The organism is Paenibacillus sp. AK002 (genome assembly GCF_053903045.1).
Map to the genome: position 1 here is coordinate 1289461 of NZ_CP096377.1, position 19505 is coordinate 1308965.

At 53.0% G+C, this 19505-nt stretch carries 14 protein-coding genes and 1 riboswitch; of the genes, 11 read left to right on the top strand and 3 right to left on the bottom strand.

The window, feature by feature from the left end:
* The first annotated feature begins 176 nt into the window (after nt 1-176).
* Nucleotides 177-1202, top strand: coding sequence for an ABC transporter substrate-binding protein (locus M1D70_RS05535; protein WP_009593152.1), 1026 nt, complete (start codon nt 177-179; stop codon nt 1200-1202).
* Nucleotides 1203-3093: 1891 nt separating this feature from the next.
* On the opposite strand, the gene M1D70_RS05540 is transcribed toward M1D70_RS05535, so the two are convergent.
* Nucleotides 3094-3594: a VOC family protein gene (locus tag M1D70_RS05540; RefSeq protein ID WP_456289370.1), complete on the bottom strand. Its 501-nt coding sequence runs from the start codon at nt 3592-3594 to the stop codon at nt 3094-3096.
* Nucleotides 3595-3857: 263 nt separating this feature from the next.
* A riboswitch (TPP riboswitch) is annotated at nt 3858-3961 on the top strand.
* A gap of 141 nt (nt 3962-4102) precedes the next feature.
* Here M1D70_RS05540 and tenA point away from each other — a divergent pair.
* From tenA to M1D70_RS05570, 6 genes are all read left to right on the top strand, one after another.
* Nucleotides 4103-4789, top strand: coding sequence for a thiaminase II (tenA, locus tag M1D70_RS05545; RefSeq protein ID WP_456289371.1), 687 nt, complete (start codon nt 4103-4105; stop codon nt 4787-4789).
* 57 nt (nt 4790-4846) lie between these two features.
* Complete coding sequence (gene thiM, locus M1D70_RS05550) at nt 4847-5689, top strand: hydroxyethylthiazole kinase (RefSeq protein WP_456289372.1); 843 nt, start codon at nt 4847-4849, stop codon at nt 5687-5689.
* Nucleotides 5686-6693, top strand: a complete 1008-nt coding sequence (gene thiD, locus M1D70_RS05555) for a bifunctional hydroxymethylpyrimidine kinase/phosphomethylpyrimidine kinase (protein ID WP_456289373.1) — start codon at nt 5686-5688, stop codon at nt 6691-6693. Before thiM ends, thiD begins: the two co-directional genes overlap by 4 nt.
* The gene (thiE, locus tag M1D70_RS05560) at nt 6690-7364 is read left to right on the top strand and encodes a thiamine phosphate synthase (protein WP_456289374.1); all 675 of its coding nucleotides are present in this window, start codon (nt 6690-6692) and stop codon (nt 7362-7364) included. Before thiD ends, thiE begins: the two co-directional genes overlap by 4 nt.
* A 251-nt stretch (nt 7365-7615) precedes the next feature.
* On the top strand, nt 7616-9568 hold the full coding sequence (locus M1D70_RS05565) for a BglG family transcription antiterminator (protein WP_009591765.1): 1953 nt from the start codon (nt 7616-7618) through the stop codon (nt 9566-9568).
* 544 nt (nt 9569-10112) lie between these two features.
* The gene (locus M1D70_RS05570; RefSeq protein ID WP_456289375.1) at nt 10113-12131 is read left to right on the top strand and encodes a fructose-specific PTS transporter subunit EIIC; all 2019 of its coding nucleotides are present in this window, start codon (nt 10113-10115) and stop codon (nt 12129-12131) included.
* Nucleotides 12132-12262: 131 nt separating this feature from the next.
* On the opposite strand, the gene M1D70_RS05575 is transcribed toward M1D70_RS05570, so the two are convergent.
* Nucleotides 12263-13243, bottom strand: a complete 981-nt coding sequence (locus tag M1D70_RS05575; RefSeq protein WP_456289376.1) for a BtrH N-terminal domain-containing protein — start codon at nt 13241-13243, stop codon at nt 12263-12265.
* Nucleotides 13227-13799, bottom strand: coding sequence for a PadR family transcriptional regulator (locus tag M1D70_RS05580; protein ID WP_456289377.1), 573 nt, complete (start codon nt 13797-13799; stop codon nt 13227-13229). Before M1D70_RS05580 ends, M1D70_RS05575 begins: the two co-directional genes overlap by 17 nt.
* A 521-nt stretch (nt 13800-14320) precedes the next feature.
* Between M1D70_RS05580 and M1D70_RS05585 the strand changes: the two genes are divergently transcribed.
* The 4 genes from M1D70_RS05585 (at nt 14321) to M1D70_RS05600 (ending at nt 19430) form a co-directional block, all read left to right on the top strand.
* Nucleotides 14321-16135: an alpha-L-fucosidase gene (locus M1D70_RS05585; RefSeq protein WP_456289378.1), complete on the top strand. Its 1815-nt coding sequence runs from the start codon at nt 14321-14323 to the stop codon at nt 16133-16135.
* Nucleotides 16136-16142: 7 nt separating this feature from the next.
* Entirely contained in the window at nt 16143-17177 is a 1035-nt protein-coding gene (locus M1D70_RS05590; RefSeq protein WP_456289379.1) for a glycoside hydrolase family protein, read from the top strand.
* A 413-nt stretch (nt 17178-17590) separates the two neighbouring features.
* Nucleotides 17591-18541: an ABC transporter permease gene (locus tag M1D70_RS05595; protein ID WP_009594379.1), complete on the top strand. Its 951-nt coding sequence runs from the start codon at nt 17591-17593 to the stop codon at nt 18539-18541.
* Between the two features lie 16 nt (nt 18542-18557).
* Nucleotides 18558-19430 carry a carbohydrate ABC transporter permease gene (locus M1D70_RS05600; protein WP_456289380.1) on the top strand — a complete coding sequence of 291 codons (873 nt, stop codon included), beginning with the start codon at nt 18558-18560 and terminating at the stop codon, nt 19428-19430.
* The last annotated feature ends 75 nt before the right edge of the window (nt 19431-19505 follow it).

The following is a 19505-nucleotide window of genomic DNA, read 5'->3' on the forward strand; positions in this document are numbered from 1 at the left end:
CATGAATAATTAAGTTCATATGAATTTTAGGTGAAGGGACGTTATCTGTCAATGAGCTTGATAATCATTCTCACAAATATATTGATATTTTTCACGAAACCCTTTATAGTTTTGAATCAGTGATTGATAATGATTTTCAAATAGCGGGATATGACACAAGGGGGATTAAGATAGGAATGGGAACAGGAATGGCAAAGAAACGGGCAAGAGGCCTCAAGTTTAGCTTGCTGGCTCTGATCATGATCGTGATTCTTGCGGGGTGCGGAGCAAGCCCGGCGCAAGAAGGTACAAGCAACGCGGGCGGCGACACGACGAATACCGCAGAGGGCAACAGCGGCGCAGCTGCTGGCAGCGAATCGTATGAAGTTACGCATGCCATGGGGACGGAAACGATCAAAGGAACGCCTCAAAAGGTCGTCGTCCTCACGAACGAAGGAACCGAGGCGCTTCTGGCCTTGGGCGTGAAGCCGGTAGGTGCCGTTAGATCCTGGACGGGCGATCCTTGGTATCCGCATATTAAAGACCAGATGGAAGGCGTTACCGTTGTCGGGGAAGAGAGCCAGCCGAACATCGAGCTGATCGCTGGTCTGCAGCCTGACCTGATCATCGGCAACAAGATGCGTCAGGAGAAAGTATACGAGCAATTGAAGGCGATCGCGCCGACCGTTTTTGCCGAGGATCTTCGCGGCGAGTGGCAGAACAATTTTGAGCTGTATGCCAAAGCGCTGAACAAAGTGTCGGAAGGCGAAGAACTTTTGGCTGCCTACGACAAGCGGATCCAGGAGTTTAAAGAGAAGGCTGGCAGCAAGCTTGACGAAACTGTCTCCGTTGTTCGTTTCATGGCAGGCAAGACGCGGGTGTACCACACCAATACGTTCTCGGGCGTTATTTTCGATAAAATCGGCATCGCCCGCAACGACATGACTAAGAACGCAAAGGACGATTTCGTGGACGAGATCACGAAGGAACGTCTGCCTGAGGTGGAAGCCGACAGACTGTTCTACTTCACTTATGAAACAGGGGATGGCGGCGCCAACCAAACCGAGCAGGAATGGATCAACGATCCGCTGTGGAAGAACCTGAACGTTGTGAAGAACGGTCAAGCCCACAAAGTGGATGACGCGATCTGGAATACGGCGGGCGGCATCCTGGCGGCCAACCTGTTGATCGACCAGCTGCAGGAGTTTTACGGCATTCAGTAAGGAATGAAGACGGATGCTGAAGGCTAGTATCATCGTATAGCGGAAGATGCTAGGAACAAGCGGATAAGGAGGCACCCCAAAAAGATCTGAGATCTTGCGAGGGGGCCTCCTTTTTTTGCTGCAATGATACTTGGGTGCTGTTGCTTACTTTGCTGGTTCCATATTTTGTGGAAGCTTATGTCCATGAAGGTACTAGGGCAACAAGGCGACCGACACTCTCACGTCTAGATTGCGGCGCCAGCATCTCTGGTCAATTCTGTAGCTCTGCCGCATCAGAAGCATCGCCATACAGGCAGCCCAATCGCTAGATTAGTTCTGCGGGATATTCCGGCTTCCCCAACATGTTAACGGACTCCAGTTCCGTTATTTTGCTAAATCGCCCCCGATTCTTAAGTCTACCGGACACAGGATCCTTTATTACCGCAATAATCGGCCTATTTGCCGTCATATTCAATGAATAACGTCTCTGGTGTCCGTTAAATATCGATAATGGCCCCCATTCGGCTAAATAACGTATCCTCTGTCCGTTAGTCCTGGAGCAGTAGCACCAAGACCAGAAGTAGCACCAAGACCAGTAGTAGCATCAAGATCAGTAGTAGCATCAAGATCAGTAGTAGCATTTTAATACCAGCAGTCACCAAGATACTCGTTAACGGACACCAGTTCCCTTATTATCCTGAAAACCCCGATTCTCAGATCTACCGGACACAGGATCGCCTATTACCTTAATAAGGAGCCTATTTGCGATCATATTCTACGAATAACGTCTCTGGAGTCCGTTATCCATCAAAAATTACGCCTTTTCAGCTAAATAACGTATCCTCAGTCCGCTTGTCCTCGATCAGTAGCACCAAGACCAGTAGTAGCATCAAGACCAGAGGTAGCACCAAGACCAGTAGTCGCATCAAAAGATCAGTAGTAGCATTTATACCAGCAGTCACCAAGATACTCGTTAACGGACACCAGTTCCCTTATTATCCTGATTAACCCCGATTCTCAGATCTAACGGACACAGGATCCCCTATTACCTCAAAAAGGTGCCTATTTGCGATCAGATTCTATGAATAACGTATCTAGTGTCCGTTAGCCATCAAAAATTACGCCTATTCAGCTAAATAACGTATCCTCAGTCCGCTTGCCCTCGAGCGGTTGCACCAAGACCAGTAGTCGCATCAAAAGATCAGTAGTAGCATTTATACCAGCAGTCACCAAGATACTCGTTAACGGACACCAGATCCCTTATTATCCTGATTAACCCCCGATTCTCAGACCTACCGGACACAGGATCGCCTATTACCTCAATAAGGAGCATATTTGCGATCATATTCTACAAATAACGTACCTGGAGTCCGTTAGCCATCAAAAATTACGCCTATTCAGCTAAATAACGTATCCTCAGTCCGCTTGTCCTCGATCAGTAGCACCAAGACCAGTAGTAGCACCAAGATCAGTAGTAGCATTTTAATACCAGCAGTCACCAAGATACTCGTTAACGGACACCAGATCCCTTATTACCCTGATTAACCCCCGGTTCTCAGATCTACCGGACACAGGATCCCCTATTACCGCAATAATCGGCCTATTTGCCGTCATATTCAATGAATAACGTATCTGGTGTCCGTTAGCTCTCAACAATTACGCCTATTCAGCTAAATAACGTATCCTCAGTCCTCTTGCCCTCGAGCGGTAGCACCAAACCAGGAGTAGCACCAAGACCACCACTACTCTCAGCTATCTACTCTGAGTCCCCCAGGTTTCACCTCTAACCCAAAGCTACTCTAAGTTATGCGGTTTTACATTCGTTTTGGTCGGCAGCCATCCATGCATACCCCTGGGACACCGAATCCACCCATGTCCTCCCAGTAATAACGCTCGCTTCACGGCAACTTTTTTACGGCATCTTCACCACGATCTCCGCCCCTGCAACATAGGTCATCGCTTTGATGTATTTCGGGTCTTGGGCACGCTGTTCCATTTCGACCGGAGTGAGGTCCTCCATTCGTGTCTGTACCCACCATAAGTTGCCGAACGGGTCCCGTACCCGTCCCACCCGGTCGCCGAAGAACAAGCTCGTTGGCTCCGTCACAGAGACCGCTCCTGCGGCCAGCGCTTGCCGATACACATCATCGCAATCCTCAACATACAAACGGAGGTATGCCGGACTATCCGGCCATTCCGGTTTCGCGTCAAACATCATGACGACGGCATCTCCGATTCGCACCTCGGCATGGCCGATGACATCATCGCCAACATAGACGCGGGCTAACTCTTCGGCCCGAAAAGCCTGCTTGAGGAATTCGATCAGCGCTGCGGAGTTTCTTGAGATGATCCACGGCGTCACGGAGGTGTAGCCATCCGGAATGGGTTTAACCGCTTTCGGTTGGTTTGTCATAAATACGCTCGCCCCTTTAAATTTCATTTATTTGAATTGTGTTTATGCACTCATTATGCGGGGGCATATATGACAGCCGAGCGTCAGTGTTTCCGGAATGGGTTTGGGTAGCCTGCGTTTTTATCTTGCGAAAAGACAGCCGCCACCGTACATCGTCACAATCACGCGGTCGGAGGAAGGTTTCGAGCTTGAGGTTCCGTCCACAAACTGTTAACGTTTGACACCACCCGCAAACCTATGTACAGTATTAAACAAAAGAATAGGAAGTCCACTAGGGGAGCCGTTGGCGGCTGAGACAAGAGCGTATCTTGGACCCTTTGAACCTGATCTAGTTCGTACTAGCGTAGGAAAGTGGAGCCTTCGAATATGAGGTCTCGGTGCACTTTTTGGCGTACCCGGGCTTGTTGACGAAGCCGCTCCAGTTTTCGGGGGCGGCTTTTTAGCGTTGTCTGAAAAGTCGTGTCTTGCGGACTTCCTGCTCTTCAATATGTTGGAGGTGGGGACAAACATGAGTTTCACGCAAGCGCTCCGTCAGCAGGCGGGAGGCATTTTTCAAGCAATCTTCGATCATCCCTTCGTAAAAGGCATTGCCGAGGGGAATCTGGAGCGGGAACAGCTGATTCACTATGTGAAGCAGGATTTTGAGTATTTGAATGCCTACATGCGGATTTACGGAATAGCCATATCCAAATCGACCAGCCGGGAAGAGATCGCGGCCTTTAACGAACAGATTTCATTCATCCTGCACAGCGAGGTGCACCCGCATCAGAATTTTTGCGCAGCTGCCGGTGTGACCTATGAGGAGCTTCAAGGATATCCGCTGGCTCCGTCCGCGCATCATTACATCCGTCATATGCTGACGGTGGCGCATGAGGGTAGTTTGGGCGAGATTATGGCCGTGCTGCTGCCGTGCCCATGGACGTACCTGGAGATTGGCCGCAAGCTGCTGAATGAGGTGAAGCCGGATGCCGCCCATCCGTTTTACGACTGGATTTCTTTCTACGGAAACCGGGGGGAAGACGCGACAGCCAAATTCCGCGACCGTGTCGATGCATGGGCGGAGCGTGCGACGGCAGCCGAGCGGGAACGGATGAGGGAGCATTTCATGCTGAGCTGCCAGCTGGAGTATCTGTTCTGGGACATGGCTTATAAGCAGGAGGAGTGGCCGGTGCAGCTGGAGGCTGCCGTGCTGTAAAGAGCGATGTTCACAAGCACATGGAATTCCATTATAGCGAAGAGAGGCTGATATAAAATGCGTTCATGGGAAAAAGAGGTTTCGGCGCTTTTAATGAAGGTACAGCAGACGAGCCCCCTCGTTCACAATATGACGAACGTGGTGGTTACGAATTTTACGGCTAACGGCTTGTACGCGCTGGGCGCGTTGCCGGTGATGGCTTACGCGCCGGAGGAAGTGGCGGATATGGCCGCCATCGCGGGCGCGCTCGTATTGAACATCGGCACGCTGAACCGCGAGCTGGTGGATGCGATGATGATCGCGGGACAATCGGCGAATGCCCATGGCGTGCCGGTGCTGCTGGACCCGGTCGGCGCGGGAGCGACCCGTTTTCGGACGGAGTCGGCGCTGCGGATCCTAAGCGAGGTGAAGGTTTCGCTCGTGCGCGGAAATGCGGCTGAAGTCGCTCACCTTATCGGGGAGGTCCGCGAGATCAAGGGCGTAGACGCAGGCAATAGCGCAGGCAGCAATCATGCCGAGCTGGCCGTGCGGGCTGCGCGCGAGTTAGGCACGATCGTGGCCATTACCGGTGAAGAGGACGTGATTACCGATGGAACGGAAGTGCGCATCATTGCCGGAGGGGATGCGCTGCTTACGAAGGTGACCGGCGCAGGCTGCCTGCTGACCTCGGTGCTGGGTGCCTTTGCCGCGGTAGAAGCGAACCTGCTGCTTGCAGGTACGGCGGGTCTGGCCTTCTATGGGGCCGCGGCGGCGAAAGCTGCTGAGCGAACGGCAGATCTGGGACCGGGAAGCTTCCAGATCGCTTTCCTGGACGAGCTGGCGAAGCTTCATCCAGAATCGCTGGAAGGGTATGCCGCTGTACTGGAAGCGGGAGCGGCGGCTGCCGGAGGCACACGATGAGCGAGGTTCGCATGCCCCGTGCCCTGACGATTGCCGGGTCTGACAGCGGCGGCGGCGCCGGCATTCAGGCCGATCTGAAAACCTTCCAGGAGCTCGGCGTGTACGGCATGTCGGCGATTACCGCGATCACGGTGCAGAATACCTTGGGGGTTCACGGCGTATATCCGCTGCCGCCAGAAGCAACTGCGGAGCAGATTGAAGCGGTTGGCTCGGATCTCGGAGTAGATGCATTGAAGACGGGCATGCTGTTCAACGCCGAGATCATTCGGCTGGTTGCTGACCGGATTCGGGCATTCGGCTGGGGGAAGGTCGTTGTCGATCCCGTAATGATCGCCAAGGGCGGAGCGGAACTGCTGCAAAGCGAAGCGGTGCAGGCTTTAAGAGAAGATTTGCTGCCGCTGGCGTTGATCGTCACCCCCAATATACCGGAGGCCGAAGTATTGGCGGGGATGCGTATCCGCACGATGAACGATCGCAACGAAGCGGCGAGGCGTATTCATGATCTGGGGCCCAGGATCGTAGTGATCAAAGGCGGTCATGACGAGGGAATGCTTGGTAACGGTGAAGGCACAGATCACGAAAGAGGCAGGGAACCAGCTATAGCGGCGGGTATGCAGCAGGAAGAGCTGCCTCAGTTCGAAAGGACGCACGGTCAAACGAGCACTGCCATGCCTGCTGGGGAGTATAGGGGGGGCCGTCCGCTCTTTTCCAACGATGACGGTAATCCCGAAAGTCCTCCGGTCATCGACCTCGCATACGATGGTACGGCCTTCACAGAATTATATGGCAGACGAATCCATACCGTTCATACGCACGGTACCGGCTGTACTTTCTCTGCGGCCATTACCGCAGGCCTGGCCCAAGGCTTGAGCGCATTCGATGCGATTCAGAGCGGGCGCTTATTCATTCAAGCGGCCATTGAGGACGGATTGAACCTGGGGCAGGGACAGGGCCCGACCAATCATTGGGCATACAATCGCCGCCGTCAGGAGGTGCTGCGATGACGGGCAGAGTGGCACCCGAGATCATGAGGCGGCATCTGCGGATGTACCTCGTGCTCGGCAGCGTGAACTGCAGCGTCGAGCCAAGCTTGGTCGTGCAGGAAGCACTGGCTGGAGGCGCAACGATGGTCCAGTTCCGTGAGAAGGGGCAAGCAGCACTCGCCGGGGAGCCGATGATTCAGCTGGCCCGCCGTATCCAGGCCGAGTGCCGCCTAGCAGGCGTGCCCTTCATCGTCAATGACGATGTGGAGCTGGCATTGAAGCTGGACGCCGACGGCGTGCACGTCGGCCAGGACGACGAATCCGCGGCTTCCGTCCGCGAGCGGATCGGCAACCGGATTCTCGGTGTTTCCGCTCACACGGTGGAGGAAGCGCGGCGCGCGATTCTTCACGGCGCCGATTATCTTGGGATCGGGCCGATCTATCCGACCCGCTCGAAGGATGATGCCAGAACTGCGCAAGGCCCAGCAATTCTCCGTGAGCTTCGCGAAGCTGGAATCCATCTGCCAATCGTTGGGATTGGCGGGATTACCGTGGAGCGAGTGGAGGAAGTGAGTGGAGCGGGTGCGGATGGCGTCGCGGTAATATCCGCCGTGACGGGAGCGCAGTCGGCGCGGGAAGTTGTAGAGGCTATTGTAGATAAGATACGCCGTGCAACCGAAGAGATTTCTTAAGATGTAAATAGGAATTATAATCGGATCATGAAACAAGGGGGCCGACTTCAGAGGCACCCTTGTTTTGTTTACGTCAGATTTTAGAATACTGTGTATGCTCAGCTATTCCGTCAACATGCCATTTCTTTTGATCCACTCTCGTGTAACCTCCCAGATCCGTTTGCCATAGAGACCCGGATATGATATACGTAGGACAATGTACCCGCTCTACGATGAGTGAGCACTCCCATTAAGTTGAATAGGGGATCGGAATGAATAATAGGCAAAAAGAGATTTTTCGCAATTTGTTAATGGAACCGAACCGGCTGTGGCTCGTTCAGGATCTGGCGGATCAGACCGAGTGCTCGGAGAAGACGATCCGAAACGATCTGAAGGTGATTGAAGAATATATGGCTAAGCACTCCAGTGGCCATCTGGTGAAAAGGCCGGGACTTGGCGTCTATCTGGAGATCGGGGAAGCGGATCAGGCTGATTTATTCCACCGCTTGTATTCCAACGAGAGTACCGCCGAGGATGAATCCGATGAGGAACGGGTGCTGCATCTGGCATATCGGCTCTTGATGAACGCAAAGCCCGTAACCCTGCAGAACCTGGCTTCACCGTTTTACGTGAACAAGGCGATTATCCGTCGGGATATGGAAAAGATTGAGGGCTGGCTGCGGAGCTTTGATCTGAGCTTAATGACGAAGCAGCGAGTAGGCTTCATGATTGAGGGCTCGGAGAAGAACAAACGGATGGCGCTGGCGCGGTTGAACCAATTGATCAACCGTCCGGAGTTGACGGGGCAGATGATGCGTAACCAGTATGAACCGCACGAGATCGCCACCGTATACAATGAGTTAAAGGCGTTGCAGAGGCGGCATCAGCTCCGCTTCACCGATGAAGCCTTTGAAAGCCTGATGCTGCATATACTGCTTATGGTCAAACGGACCAAGCTGGGACAGCCGATTTCACTCTCTGCGCAGGACATAGCCTTTTTGGAGAACAAAGCGGAATTTGCCTGGGCGATAGACTTTTTGAAGCAGCTGCAAAAACTGTTCGCCGTCCCTTTTTCCAAGGAAGAAACCGCTTATCTAACCCTGCACCTGCTTGGCGGGAAGTTCCGATACACGCAGAAGGATGGAAGTGCCCGGCGGGGCGATCTGGCAGATAGCCACCCTCTGCTGCCACAGTTGGTTGAGCAACTGATTCGGCGGATGTCGGAGCTGAATATGATCCCTTTTTCCAAAGACCAGGAATTATTGAACGGGTTGAAAGTGCATTTGTACACAACCATGAACCGTCTTCATTATGGTCTGGCTGTGTCCAATCCGATGCTGGCCGAGATCAAAAAGATGTACCCCTATATGTTCGATCGCGTCATCATGGCACTGGAAGAGGTAGGGGGAGCGCTCCAACTATACTTTCCCGAAGAGGAGGCCGCGTATTTGACTTTGCATTTTCAGGCGTCTGTAGAACGGCTTCATCAGAACGACAGCCACCCTCAGAAGGTCATAATCGTGTGTCATATGGGCGTCGGGATGTCCCAATTGCTTCTCGCGAAGGTGGAACGGAGATTCCCGTCCGTGCATGTAGAGACAACGATGTCCAAAGCGGAAGTTGAGGATTATCTGGCAGCTCATGAGGTGGATCTTGTCATTACGACCGTTGATCTGCCCGAGTTAAAAACACCTCATATCCTCGTTTCCCCTCTGCTTGAGGCCAGTGACGAGCGGAAGCTGGAGCAAGCGATTCGGGGGCTCGATGAGCCGGACGGCAGGGCGGCTGAAGAATCGGTCTTTTTGAAATATACGACGCCTTTTCTCATCTTTCCTCAGCAGGAGGTCGAGCGTCCAGAACAGTTAATCTCCAAGTTTGCGCAGATGCTGGTGGACAAAGGGTATGTCCAGGCAGGATATACGGAAAGTGTGCTGGATCGTGAGAATATGTCTGCTACGACGATTGGAGGAGGCATTGCCATCCCTCATGGCAGCTCGGAGCGGGTTAAACAGTCCTGCATCGTTGTGGTTACTTTGAAGCAGCCGATTACCTGGGGAACCGAGAAGGTAGAGCTTGTGTTCTTACTTGCTATCAAGCATGATGAGCGGAAAGAGATGCGGCAGCTGTTCAGGGAATTGTCACGGATCAGTGAGCAGCCGGCATTGGTCAGTGCGTTGTCTAAGGAGACGGACGCGATGCGGTTGCTGAATACGTTAAAAGGGTAAAATTAGTAGTAGAGGTTGTTCAAAAAGTCCGCTTTTGATAAGAAAACCTCTATCGAGGCCACTTCAAGGATGAGCGACCGCGATGCATAGGTAGGTTTTCTTGCGATATAGAATTTCATCAGTTCCACTGATAACTCATAAATTCTATATCTAACACGAAGCGAATCAGGAAGCAGCTCGGCATCGAATCTTGAATTCAGCCGGGCCTTCCGGTGCTCACGTACCCAAAACGTACGCTCCGCTCCTGACGTCCCTAGCTTCATCCAACCTTCTCGGTGCTGAAAATCGACCTTTTTGAACACGCACTATTTGAAACTGTGATGACGAAGCAGGACGGTATACCGTCCTGCTTTTTACATGTTGTTGGGGTCCCCCTTAGAGTATTTGGAATAAGCATCATAGGCTCCACTTTATGGGGATATTTGTTTGCGAAATAAACCTGTTTTTCCGGAAGTTCCGGTAAAAAGTTCATCCGATAACAGCGTTTTCAGCGTGTACACTATAAATGTAAGCGGGAACATGACAGCGAAGGAGAATGACGAACATGAAAATATTAGCGATTACTTCATGTCCTAACGGAATTGCACATACGTATATGGCCGCTGAGAATCTGCAGAAGGCAGGCGCGAAGCTTGGCGTTGAGATGAAAGTTGAGACCCAAGGCTCCATTGGCGTGGAGAATCAATTCACGGAGCAGGATATCCGCGAAGCGGATGGCATTATTATCGCAGCGGATAAGACGGTGGTGAAGGACCGGTTTGTGGGTAAAAAACTGCTTGTCGTTGGGGTGCAGGATGGTATCCGTCGTCCGGAAGAACTGATTCAACGGGTGATGAAAGGGGATGTGCCCGTCTACCAGGCACAGTCCAAGTCGGCTGAAGCTATGACAGGAGAGAACAAACCCAAACAAAATCCGATCTATCGCCACTTGATGAACGGTGTATCCTATATGGTGCCGTTTATCGTGATCGGCGGGCTGCTCATCGCAATCGCCCTGACGATGGGCGGCGTGAAAACACCGGGTGGTCTGGTGATACCGGAAGATTCCATCTGGAAAACGATTGAGAGTATCGGCGCGGCTGCGTTTACCTTCATGGTTCCGATCCTTGCCGGATTTATCGCCATGAGTATTGCGGACAGGCCGGGTCTTGCACCAGGTATGGTCGGCGGGTTCATTGCTGCGAACGGCAGCTTTTATGGAAGTGAAGCAGGAGCTGGATTCATCGGGGGGATTATTGCCGGTTTCCTGGCGGGTTATGTTGCACTTGCTATTAAAAGGATCAAGGTTCCTCGGTCGCTGCAGCCGATTATGCCCATTATCGTTATCCCGGTACTGGCTTCGCTGGTTGTAGGGTTAATCTTCGTCTTTGTGATTGGTGCTCCGGTTGCGGATCTGTTTGAAGCGTTAACCGTCTGGCTCGCAGGAATGCAGGGTACTAGTTCGATTCTGCTCGCGCTTATTCTGGGCGCGATGATTTCTTTTGACATGGGCGGTCCCGTGAATAAGGTTGCGTTCCTGTTCGGCTCGGCCATGATCGGTGAAGGCAACTATGAAATTATGGGCCAAATTGCCGTTGCCATCTGTGTTCCTCCGATTGCCATGGGACTGGCGGCCATGATGAACAAAAGGAAGTTTACACCTGCGGAACGTGAAGCTGGAAAAGCAACATTTACGATGGGATTGTTCGGTATTACCGAAGGAGCGATTCCATTCGCGGCACAAGATCCTCTGCGCGTCATTCCGAGTATCATGGTCGGTTCCATGACGGGTTCGGTGATTGCCATGTTGGGCAGTGTCGGTGACAGCGTAGCCCATGGCGGTCCGATTGTAGCCGTACTCGGTGCCGTTGATAATGTTTTGATGTTCTTCCTCGCTGTCATAGGCGGCGCAGCCGTATCGATTATCATGGTGAGCTTGCTCAAGAAAGATGTTGCAGGTGTGACTCCGGCAGTTGTTGGGGAAGGACCAGAAGCGATAGAGGATCCTGCCGGAGCAGGTGAATCGTCGACAGCAGACGCGGATGCACCCTTGGCTGCGGACTCAGCTGAAGTGGATTCAACCGTGATCAATAATGGTACAGCAACGGAGGTTTCTGCTATCCGCGTTGAAAAATTGACGGATATTGTGACACCGGATCTCATTAACCTGAATCTGGTCGGAGCAACACAGGATGCTGTCATCGACGAAATGATCGGTGTATTGGAGCGGAATGGGGCGATCAGAGCTGACGGAGATTTTAAACAGGCCATATTAGCCCGGGAACAAGAAAGCTCCACCGGCATCGGCATGAATATTGCGATTCCTCACGGTAAATCGGATGCTGTCCTGAAACCAAGCGTGGTTTTTGGTATCCAGCAGGATGGCGTCGACTGGAAGAGTCTGGACGGGAGCGAAGCCAAACTGATCTTTATGATTGCCGTGCCGCGTAATAGTAAACAGAATGCGCACTTGAAAGTGCTGCAAATGTTGTCCCGCAAGCTGATGGACGATGATTTCAGGGAAGCGCTCTTGGCGGTGACAACGAAGGAAGAGGCCTATCGATTGCTCGATCAGGTGCATTAATTCAAGAGACTGAGTGAATTCACCTAGACCAGCCCCGCACAGAAATGAGCGGGGCTGGTTTTGTACGTTTCTCGGCTTGCTTTCGCAAAATCCACGGATTTCCTTGTCAGCTGGCGGCATGCCAATCGCTTTTACAACAATAACTCCATGGCTGCGCGTTCTTTATCCGCAATCTCGAGCAAAAGGTTGGACGCCTGCTGTAGCTCCTGGGTGTTACCTGATCTTCCCGCAAGGTCGATTGATGCGGAGACACTGGCCCACATTGGCGCGATCTCCGTAAACAAAAGGTAGGCTTGTTCGATTCTCGGGTCTTCCAACCGATCGGCGCATTCCTTCAAGTAATCCCGATACAGATTCCGAAACAAAGCACCACCGGTTCCCGCACGCTCCATCAGCAATGCGGTCAGGCATAAATCATGTTCGAACTGGTTGCTGCGGGAAGGCCACTTCAGGATCTCTTTGCTCATTTTTGCAATGCCTTTATTCCCGATATTGCGAATGGGCGGGTTCAGATAGTCCTGGGCATTCTTGGTCAAGGATTCGCGCAAAGCGGGTACGAGCGGCGGTAAGGCGTCGATTGGCTCGAGCGTATAAGAACGATTTCGGGAACTCATGGCTCCCTTTGCGTTTCTGGCTGCGGCCAAGCTTGTCAGACGCGTCTTCACCAGTCCGCCCTGCTGCCTGGTATCTGCCATGTAGGCATATTCGTCATCCACGCCGTATAGGACCGCATAGTGACCGGCAAAGTGCACTTTGTTCGTGAAATAGTCCAGGTAATAGGAATCCAATTTCAGCCCAACCGGCATTCCGCGTTCGATGCAGCTCCGTACGTTCCGCCACGCTTTGTCGACGGACGACGTTTCTTGGACATTCACGGTCAAACCCAGCCTGTCGGCGAGGTTGGCCGTCAACTTATCCACTTTCACCCTTCCTCCGATGAACGGAAAATCCATTCCCTTCGAGTCCCAATAAATGAATCCGAGCCCTTGTCCGAGTCCGAACAGCATCGGCTCCGATAGTTGGACTCCTGTATATTGCATTAAATTGCCCATGGTGGTCGTTTCGCAATGTTCGCCTTGGTAAGGAACGAAACCTTCAATGAATGTGGTCATCTTCCCTGGTCTCCTTCGACAATTCGTTAATTAGACTGGCAACGAACGCTTGCTCACTCTCTATTAGGCTGATCGGATGCAAGAACAGCGCCCTTACGTTCAGCGGCAATCGAACACCGCCCTGGGATTCGAATTTTTGCTTTATGCCTTCTGAAGCCTTCCGAAGAAAATCCAACCGTTTCCGCAATGCAGCCATGGCCATGTCGTTCCCGATAAGTGGCATAGCGGCCAAACCGAGATCGAAGCGGTTGTCGCGCTCCCGTGCTGACGAAAGACTGTCAAGGATTTCATCTTTCAGCCTGGTCATACCGGCTTCGGTGAGGACAAACCGGGTCGGCATGGGGCCCTTGCCGGATTTTTCGTCGGATTCCTCGGATGCAATCCATCCTTTATCGCTCAGTTTCCTAAGCCCTACGTAAATTGAAGTCGTGCCGATGCTCGCCCATTCCCGATAGCCTCGTTGATCGACTAACTTCTTGATATCGTACCCCGAAGCTTGACGACATTCTGCGATCATTTGCAGCAGCATAAATTCCACATTTGAAATAGGGTGCATGAAGGACCCCCTTGTCTTTAATATTTCGCATATGTAATATAACACCAGTGAAATATAAGATCAATAATGGAACTCTAATTGATTCTAAAAAGTGGTTTCTTCCTCCGGCAGTCTTTCGATTGGAGACGGCCGGATGGGCTGCCATGCCAAGGCGGTAAGGGGCAGGGGGCAGATGATAAGGGCAATCCGAAAGGTAATATGGTGAAGGATGGAAGTAAAACGATATATAAGAATCCGGCAGGTAATGAACTAATTTAGGTTGATCAACATCGAAATTTGTGGAGCCGCTCCTATTCGGGAGCGAAGCTCTTTTTACGCTATGCTCAGGCTGACAATGAATGTAATCTAAGAAAATTCAACTCATTTACAGTTTACATATCTATCGAATGAACCATACTTTCCCCCTACCTCAACAAAACACAACCTCAACCCAAAAAAACAAAGTGGTCGGACCAGCGTACCTTCTATAATGGAGGTTATTAGACTGTCGGACCGTTAACTGGCAGGTGAGGAGGGACCACATGAAGCGGGATGAATACATGGACGGGGCCGGATTGGCGCAGGAGCACTCGAATGTTATCGCAGACGGTCAACGGGGGAATGACCGAGATCGCAACCGTCGGATAGCCTGGTGGAGGGAAGCGCGCTTTGGGCTGTTTGTGCACTGGGGGCCTTATTCGATGCTGGGCGGAATGTGGAAGGGCGAGCGAGTGGATGCGAATTATGCGGAGCATATCCAGCTCAGGGGGAAGATACCTGTAGCTGAGTATGCGGAAGCTGCAGCCAGGATGAACCCGGAGGGGTTCGATGCGCATGAATGGGTAGCGCTGGCCAAGCGGTCGGGGGCCAAATACCTCATCGTGACGACGAAGCATCATGACGGGTTTGCCATGTACGATTCCAAGGTTTGCGATTATTCGATTACCCGGCATGCGAATTTCCCGAGAGATCCGATCAAGGAGCTGGCAGAGGCATGCAAGGCCGAGGGGATTCGGCTCGGGATTTACTATTCTCACGCCATGGACTGGCATCACCCGGATTCGCAGGGGAACACGCTGGATTACCCGGGGAATATCGGCGCATGGGATCTGCTGGAGGACTGGATCGACGATCAGGATAAGCGGGGACGCTTTGAGCGTTACCTTCATGATAAGGCTCTTCCCCAGGTCGAGGAGCTTCTGACCGATTACGGCCCGATCGGGTTGATGTGGTTTGATTGCGGCCATAAGATCAGCGACGAACACGCCGTGTGGTTCCATGATCGGGTACGCCGGCTGCAGCCGGATTGCCTGATTAACAAGCGGCTCCGGGATGACCGCTTTGCGGATTACGGGAATCCGCATGATAACCAGCTGCGATTCCATCCGGTGCAGCAGGACTGGGAGTCGATTCATACGCTGAATGATTCTTGGGGATTCCGGTATGGCGATGACCATTGGAAGAGTCCGGAGGAATTGATCGACCAACTGCTGCGCGTGGCAGCGGCGAACGGCAATCTGGTGCTGAATGTCGGCCCGCTCGGCAACGGGGCGATTGACGAGACGTCGAGAAGCCTGCTGGAGACGGTGGGCAGCTTCCTGGAGCGGAACGGCGAGGCCATATACGGTACGAGCGGCAGTCCGATCGGAACGCCGCAGTGGGGCTACTGCACATGGAAGCCGGAAGAGAACAGCTTGTACCTGCTGGTCAGACATTGGCCGCAGGACGGTTATTTGATCCTGCCCGGTCTCGCAAATGGAGTTCAATATGCGAAGCCTATCGGAGCGAAGGCGAAGGAGGACCGCCTGCCGATCCGGCAGCTTGGGCCGTGGGACTGGCAGATTGATGTGCGTTCGGTACCTCAGGACGCCTATGCGACCGTGATTGAGCTGAAGCTGGATGGAGAGCAGTTGGAGAGCAACGGGACTCCTAGATTCATATCTTCAATGCCGAATACGTTCTGGGCATATGATGGTGTTATCCAGGGCGACGGCCTGCGCTGCGACAACGGAAAAAGAGGGCATGACGGCGTTACCGGGTGGACCGCTCCCAATGCGGCTGTTCAATGGGCGTTTCGTTCGGAAGAAGAAGCGCCGGTCCACTGCCGAATCGTCGTCACCTTGTCCGCCTCAGCGGCTCAGGCGGGGGGACGCTTTGAATTGTCCCTGGATGAACAGAAGCTGGCTTGTACCGTTTACGATACGGGCGGGGACGGGTGCTGGGGAGAATTTGAGATCGGTCGACTGACGATTCGCCGGGCAGGCATACACCGTCTTGAAGTCCGCGGAATATCGCTGGCATCGGATGCTTTGATGAATTTGCGCAAGGTTACGCTGCTGCCAATGGAGAGGGAGTGAGGAATCAATGAAAATCGTATTTGATCCTGCACCGGTTGCAGGAGGCTTTCGAATGCCGGGATATTGGGTCTGGTGCGGCAGCGTCATCCGGGGCGAAGATGGCCGCTACCATATGTTTGCTTCGCGTTGGCCGAAGTCATTGCCCATGCATCCCGGATGGCTTGCGGCCTCGGAGATCGTCCGTGCGGCCGCCGACCATCCGGCCGGACCGTACGTGTACGAGGAGACGGTGCTTGGGACCCGGTCTCCGGCCTATTGGGACGGCTGCAGCGTGCACAATCCGCATATCGTGAAGGTGGACGGCACGTATGTGCTCTATTATATGGGCACGACGTTTCCGTTTCCGCTGCCTGAGGAAGGGGAGGTGCTGCTGCCGAATGATCCGCTCGCCGTGGTGGCCAGGGCCAACAAACGGATCGGCGTAGCGACCGCCCCTTCCGTAACCGGCCCATGGACACGAAGGGATCTTCCGGTTCTGCTGCCCCGTCCGAATCAGTTTGACAGCTTTTTCGTGTCCAATCCGGCACCCTGTGTTCATGCCGACGGCTCGGTGCAGCTGATCTATAAATCCCGGCCCTATCAAGGGCATACCTATGGCAACATGCAGCTGGGCTTGGCCAGCGCGGAATCGGTATACGGTCCGTACGCCCGTAAGCCTGAGCCGCTGTTTCCGCCTGCCATTCATATTGAAGATCCCTTCATTTGGCGTACGGCACGCGGGTACGAGATGATTGCCAAGGACATGGACGGCTCCATCTGCGGAGAGCGCTATAGCGGGGTCCATGCGTGGTCGGCGAACGGAGAGCAGTGGGAGATGACAACCCGGCCAGGGGAGCCGGCGTATTCCCGCAGGGTGCTGTGGGATGATGGCGCGGAGCGGCTGATGGGCAACCTGGAACGGCCGTTTTTGCTCATGGAGGACGGTCGTCCGGCCTGGATGTTCGCAGCGACCTCGGATGGAACCAACGGATTTCACGACTGCACGGAAACCTGGAACATGGCGATTCCGATTCGGGAGATTGCGGAGAAGGAGCAAGAATAGGTTATCCTTTTCCGGTGCGAGTAGATGGATGAGTTTGTTTTATCCTACGAAGCCGCACGGTGGTATATTTACGATCCAGATGATCCATCGGATCTCTCCTGCCAACCGGCAGACCGTCGTCCTGCGACACCGAACCGAGCATCGTAAACGAGCGAGGTTCGTAAAACGACGGACAAGGTTGTTCCCCATGGACACAGTAGACCTGTGTCCATGCCTCATAAGCCCTTTGGCGAAACTTGGCCGCATTAGACCCGGGTTCCCTAAAGGGTTCTTTTTTGTGTTACACCCCTTTCGTACCGCCCTCTACAAACACAATCGTAAAAAAACACATCGACAAACAAATGCCGCCATTGTTGGCGAAGCGCTCCGCTTATAGGATGAATACGAAGGCAAACTTACAACGGGAGGTCCTTATGGCGAACATCAACCCAAGCACGCGGCTAACACCGTCAGCGCGGAGCCGGGAATGGTTATCCAGCTTTCGCAAGTACAAGGCGATATACCTCATCTCGATTCCGGGCATCCTCTATTTTCTCGTATTTAAATACGTCCCTTTATTCGGCAGTGCCATGGCTTTTCAGGAGTACAACTTATTCAAAGGCATATGGGAGAGTCCTTGGGTCGGACTGGACCAATTCTACCGGATGTTTCAGTACGAGGAGTTTCTGCGGATATTCTGGAACACCCTCCTGATCGGGATGTACAGCATCGTCTTTGCGTTTCCGGTACCGATCATCCTGGCCCTGCTATTGAACGAGATTCGTCTTGTCCTGTACAAGCGGGTGCTCCAGACGGTCATCTACATGCCCCATTTCCTGTCCTGGGTCATTATCGGGGGGATTGCGGTGGGCATTCTGTCTCCGACCACGGGAATCATCAATCAGATCCTGATGTGGGTGGGGCTCGAACCGATTTACTTCCTTGGCGAGGAAAGCTACATTCGCAGCATTCTGATCGGCTCGGGCATCTGGAAGGAAGCGGGCTGGGGAACGATTATTTACCTGGCGGCGTTGGCCGGGATCAATCCGGACCTGTACGAAGCTGCACGGGTTGACGGCGCGAACCGCTGGCGCCAGACCTTGGCGATTACGATTCCGTCGATTCTGCCCACGATCATGATTCTGTTCCTGCTGAACATCGGCAACTTCCTCGATTTCGGGTTTGAACGGGTGTTTGTGTTCCTGAACGCCTTGAACGAGAACAAGGGCGATATTCTGGATACGTACATCTATCGCGTCGGTCTGCTTGGACAGCAGTACAGCTACACCACGGCCATCGGGCTGTTCAAATCTCTCATCGGGCTGCTGCTCATTGTGGGCGGTAACGCCATAAGCCGCAAAACGACCGGAAATTCCTTATACTAGGCAGGTGACCGAAAACATGATAAAACGATCAACAGGCGAATTCGTATTTGAAATGTTCAACTATATCTTCCTGGCCGTCGTGTCGGCCGCCATGATCTTTCCGATCCTGCACGTAGCGGCGCAATCGCTCAGCAGCGATCTGGCCATCTCCAGGGGGGACGTCGGCCTGTGGCCGGTTGAGTTTACGCTCTCCAACTACGCCATCGTATTGAACGATACCTCGGTATGGCGTTCCTTTATGATCAGCGTATTCGTGACCGTCGTAGGGACCGGAATCAACTTAATCGCAACGGCTTCGCTGGCTTACCCGCTGTCGCGCAACGAATATCGGGGACGGAAAGTCATTCTCATGCTCGTGCTGATCACCTTTATTTTCAGTGCGCCGCTCATTCCCAACTATCTGCTCATTAAATCGCTGAACATGCTGGATACGGTCTGGGCCCTCATTATTCCGGGCGCCATCAGCGCGTACAACCTGTTCATCATGCGCTCGTTCTTCATGAATCTGCCTAATGAGATCATCGACTCGGCAAGGATCGACGGGTGCGGAGAGCTGCGGATCATATCAAGCATCGTGCTTCCGCTATCCAAGCCGTTGATGGCGACGATGGGACTGTTCTACGCCGTGGCGCATTGGAATTCGTACTCGTCCGCTCTATACTATATCAATAGCCGAAAGCTGTTTCCGCTGCAGGTTCGCCTGAGGGAGATCGTGATTACCGATCAGATGGGAGAGATGGACACCACGTTCGAGAACTTGGCCAACATGTCCCCGGAGGGCATCAAGATGGCCACGATCGTCATCGCTACGCTGCCGATCATCCTGGTATACCCGTTCCTGCAGAAATATTTTATCAAGGGCATGCTTATCGGTTCGATCAAATCCTGATCGTAAAAGAACACAAATCCATAATAAGAACGCCAATTCTGCGCATGAGGATTATGAGCTACGATGAAATGGATT

Excerpts from the sequence above, each read along its gene's own strand:
- M1D70_RS05535 (WP_009593152.1), top strand. The coding sequence starts at position 177 with ATGGGAACAGGAATGGCAAAGAAACGGGCAAGAGGCCTCAAGTTTAGC.
- M1D70_RS05540 (WP_456289370.1), bottom strand. The coding sequence starts at position 3,594 with ATGACAAACCAACCGAAAGCGGTTAAACCCATTCCGGATGGCTACACC.
- tenA (WP_456289371.1), top strand. The coding sequence starts at position 4,103 with ATGAGTTTCACGCAAGCGCTCCGTCAGCAGGCGGGAGGCATTTTTCAA.
- thiM (WP_456289372.1), top strand. The coding sequence starts at position 4,847 with ATGCGTTCATGGGAAAAAGAGGTTTCGGCGCTTTTAATGAAGGTACAG.
- thiD (WP_456289373.1), top strand. The coding sequence starts at position 5,686 with ATGAGCGAGGTTCGCATGCCCCGTGCCCTGACGATTGCCGGGTCTGAC.
- thiE (WP_456289374.1), top strand. The coding sequence starts at position 6,690 with ATGACGGGCAGAGTGGCACCCGAGATCATGAGGCGGCATCTGCGGATG.
- M1D70_RS05565 (WP_009591765.1), top strand. The coding sequence starts at position 7,616 with ATGAATAATAGGCAAAAAGAGATTTTTCGCAATTTGTTAATGGAACCG.
- M1D70_RS05570 (WP_456289375.1), top strand. The coding sequence starts at position 10,113 with ATGAAAATATTAGCGATTACTTCATGTCCTAACGGAATTGCACATACG.
- M1D70_RS05575 (WP_456289376.1), bottom strand. The coding sequence starts at position 13,243 with ATGACCACATTCATTGAAGGTTTCGTTCCTTACCAAGGCGAACATTGC.
- M1D70_RS05580 (WP_456289377.1), bottom strand. The coding sequence starts at position 13,799 with ATGCACCCTATTTCAAATGTGGAATTTATGCTGCTGCAAATGATCGCA.
- M1D70_RS05585 (WP_456289378.1), top strand. The coding sequence starts at position 14,321 with ATGAAGCGGGATGAATACATGGACGGGGCCGGATTGGCGCAGGAGCAC.
- M1D70_RS05590 (WP_456289379.1), top strand. The coding sequence starts at position 16,143 with ATGAAAATCGTATTTGATCCTGCACCGGTTGCAGGAGGCTTTCGAATG.
- M1D70_RS05595 (WP_009594379.1), top strand. The coding sequence starts at position 17,591 with ATGGCGAACATCAACCCAAGCACGCGGCTAACACCGTCAGCGCGGAGC.
- M1D70_RS05600 (WP_456289380.1), top strand. The coding sequence starts at position 18,558 with ATGATAAAACGATCAACAGGCGAATTCGTATTTGAAATGTTCAACTAT.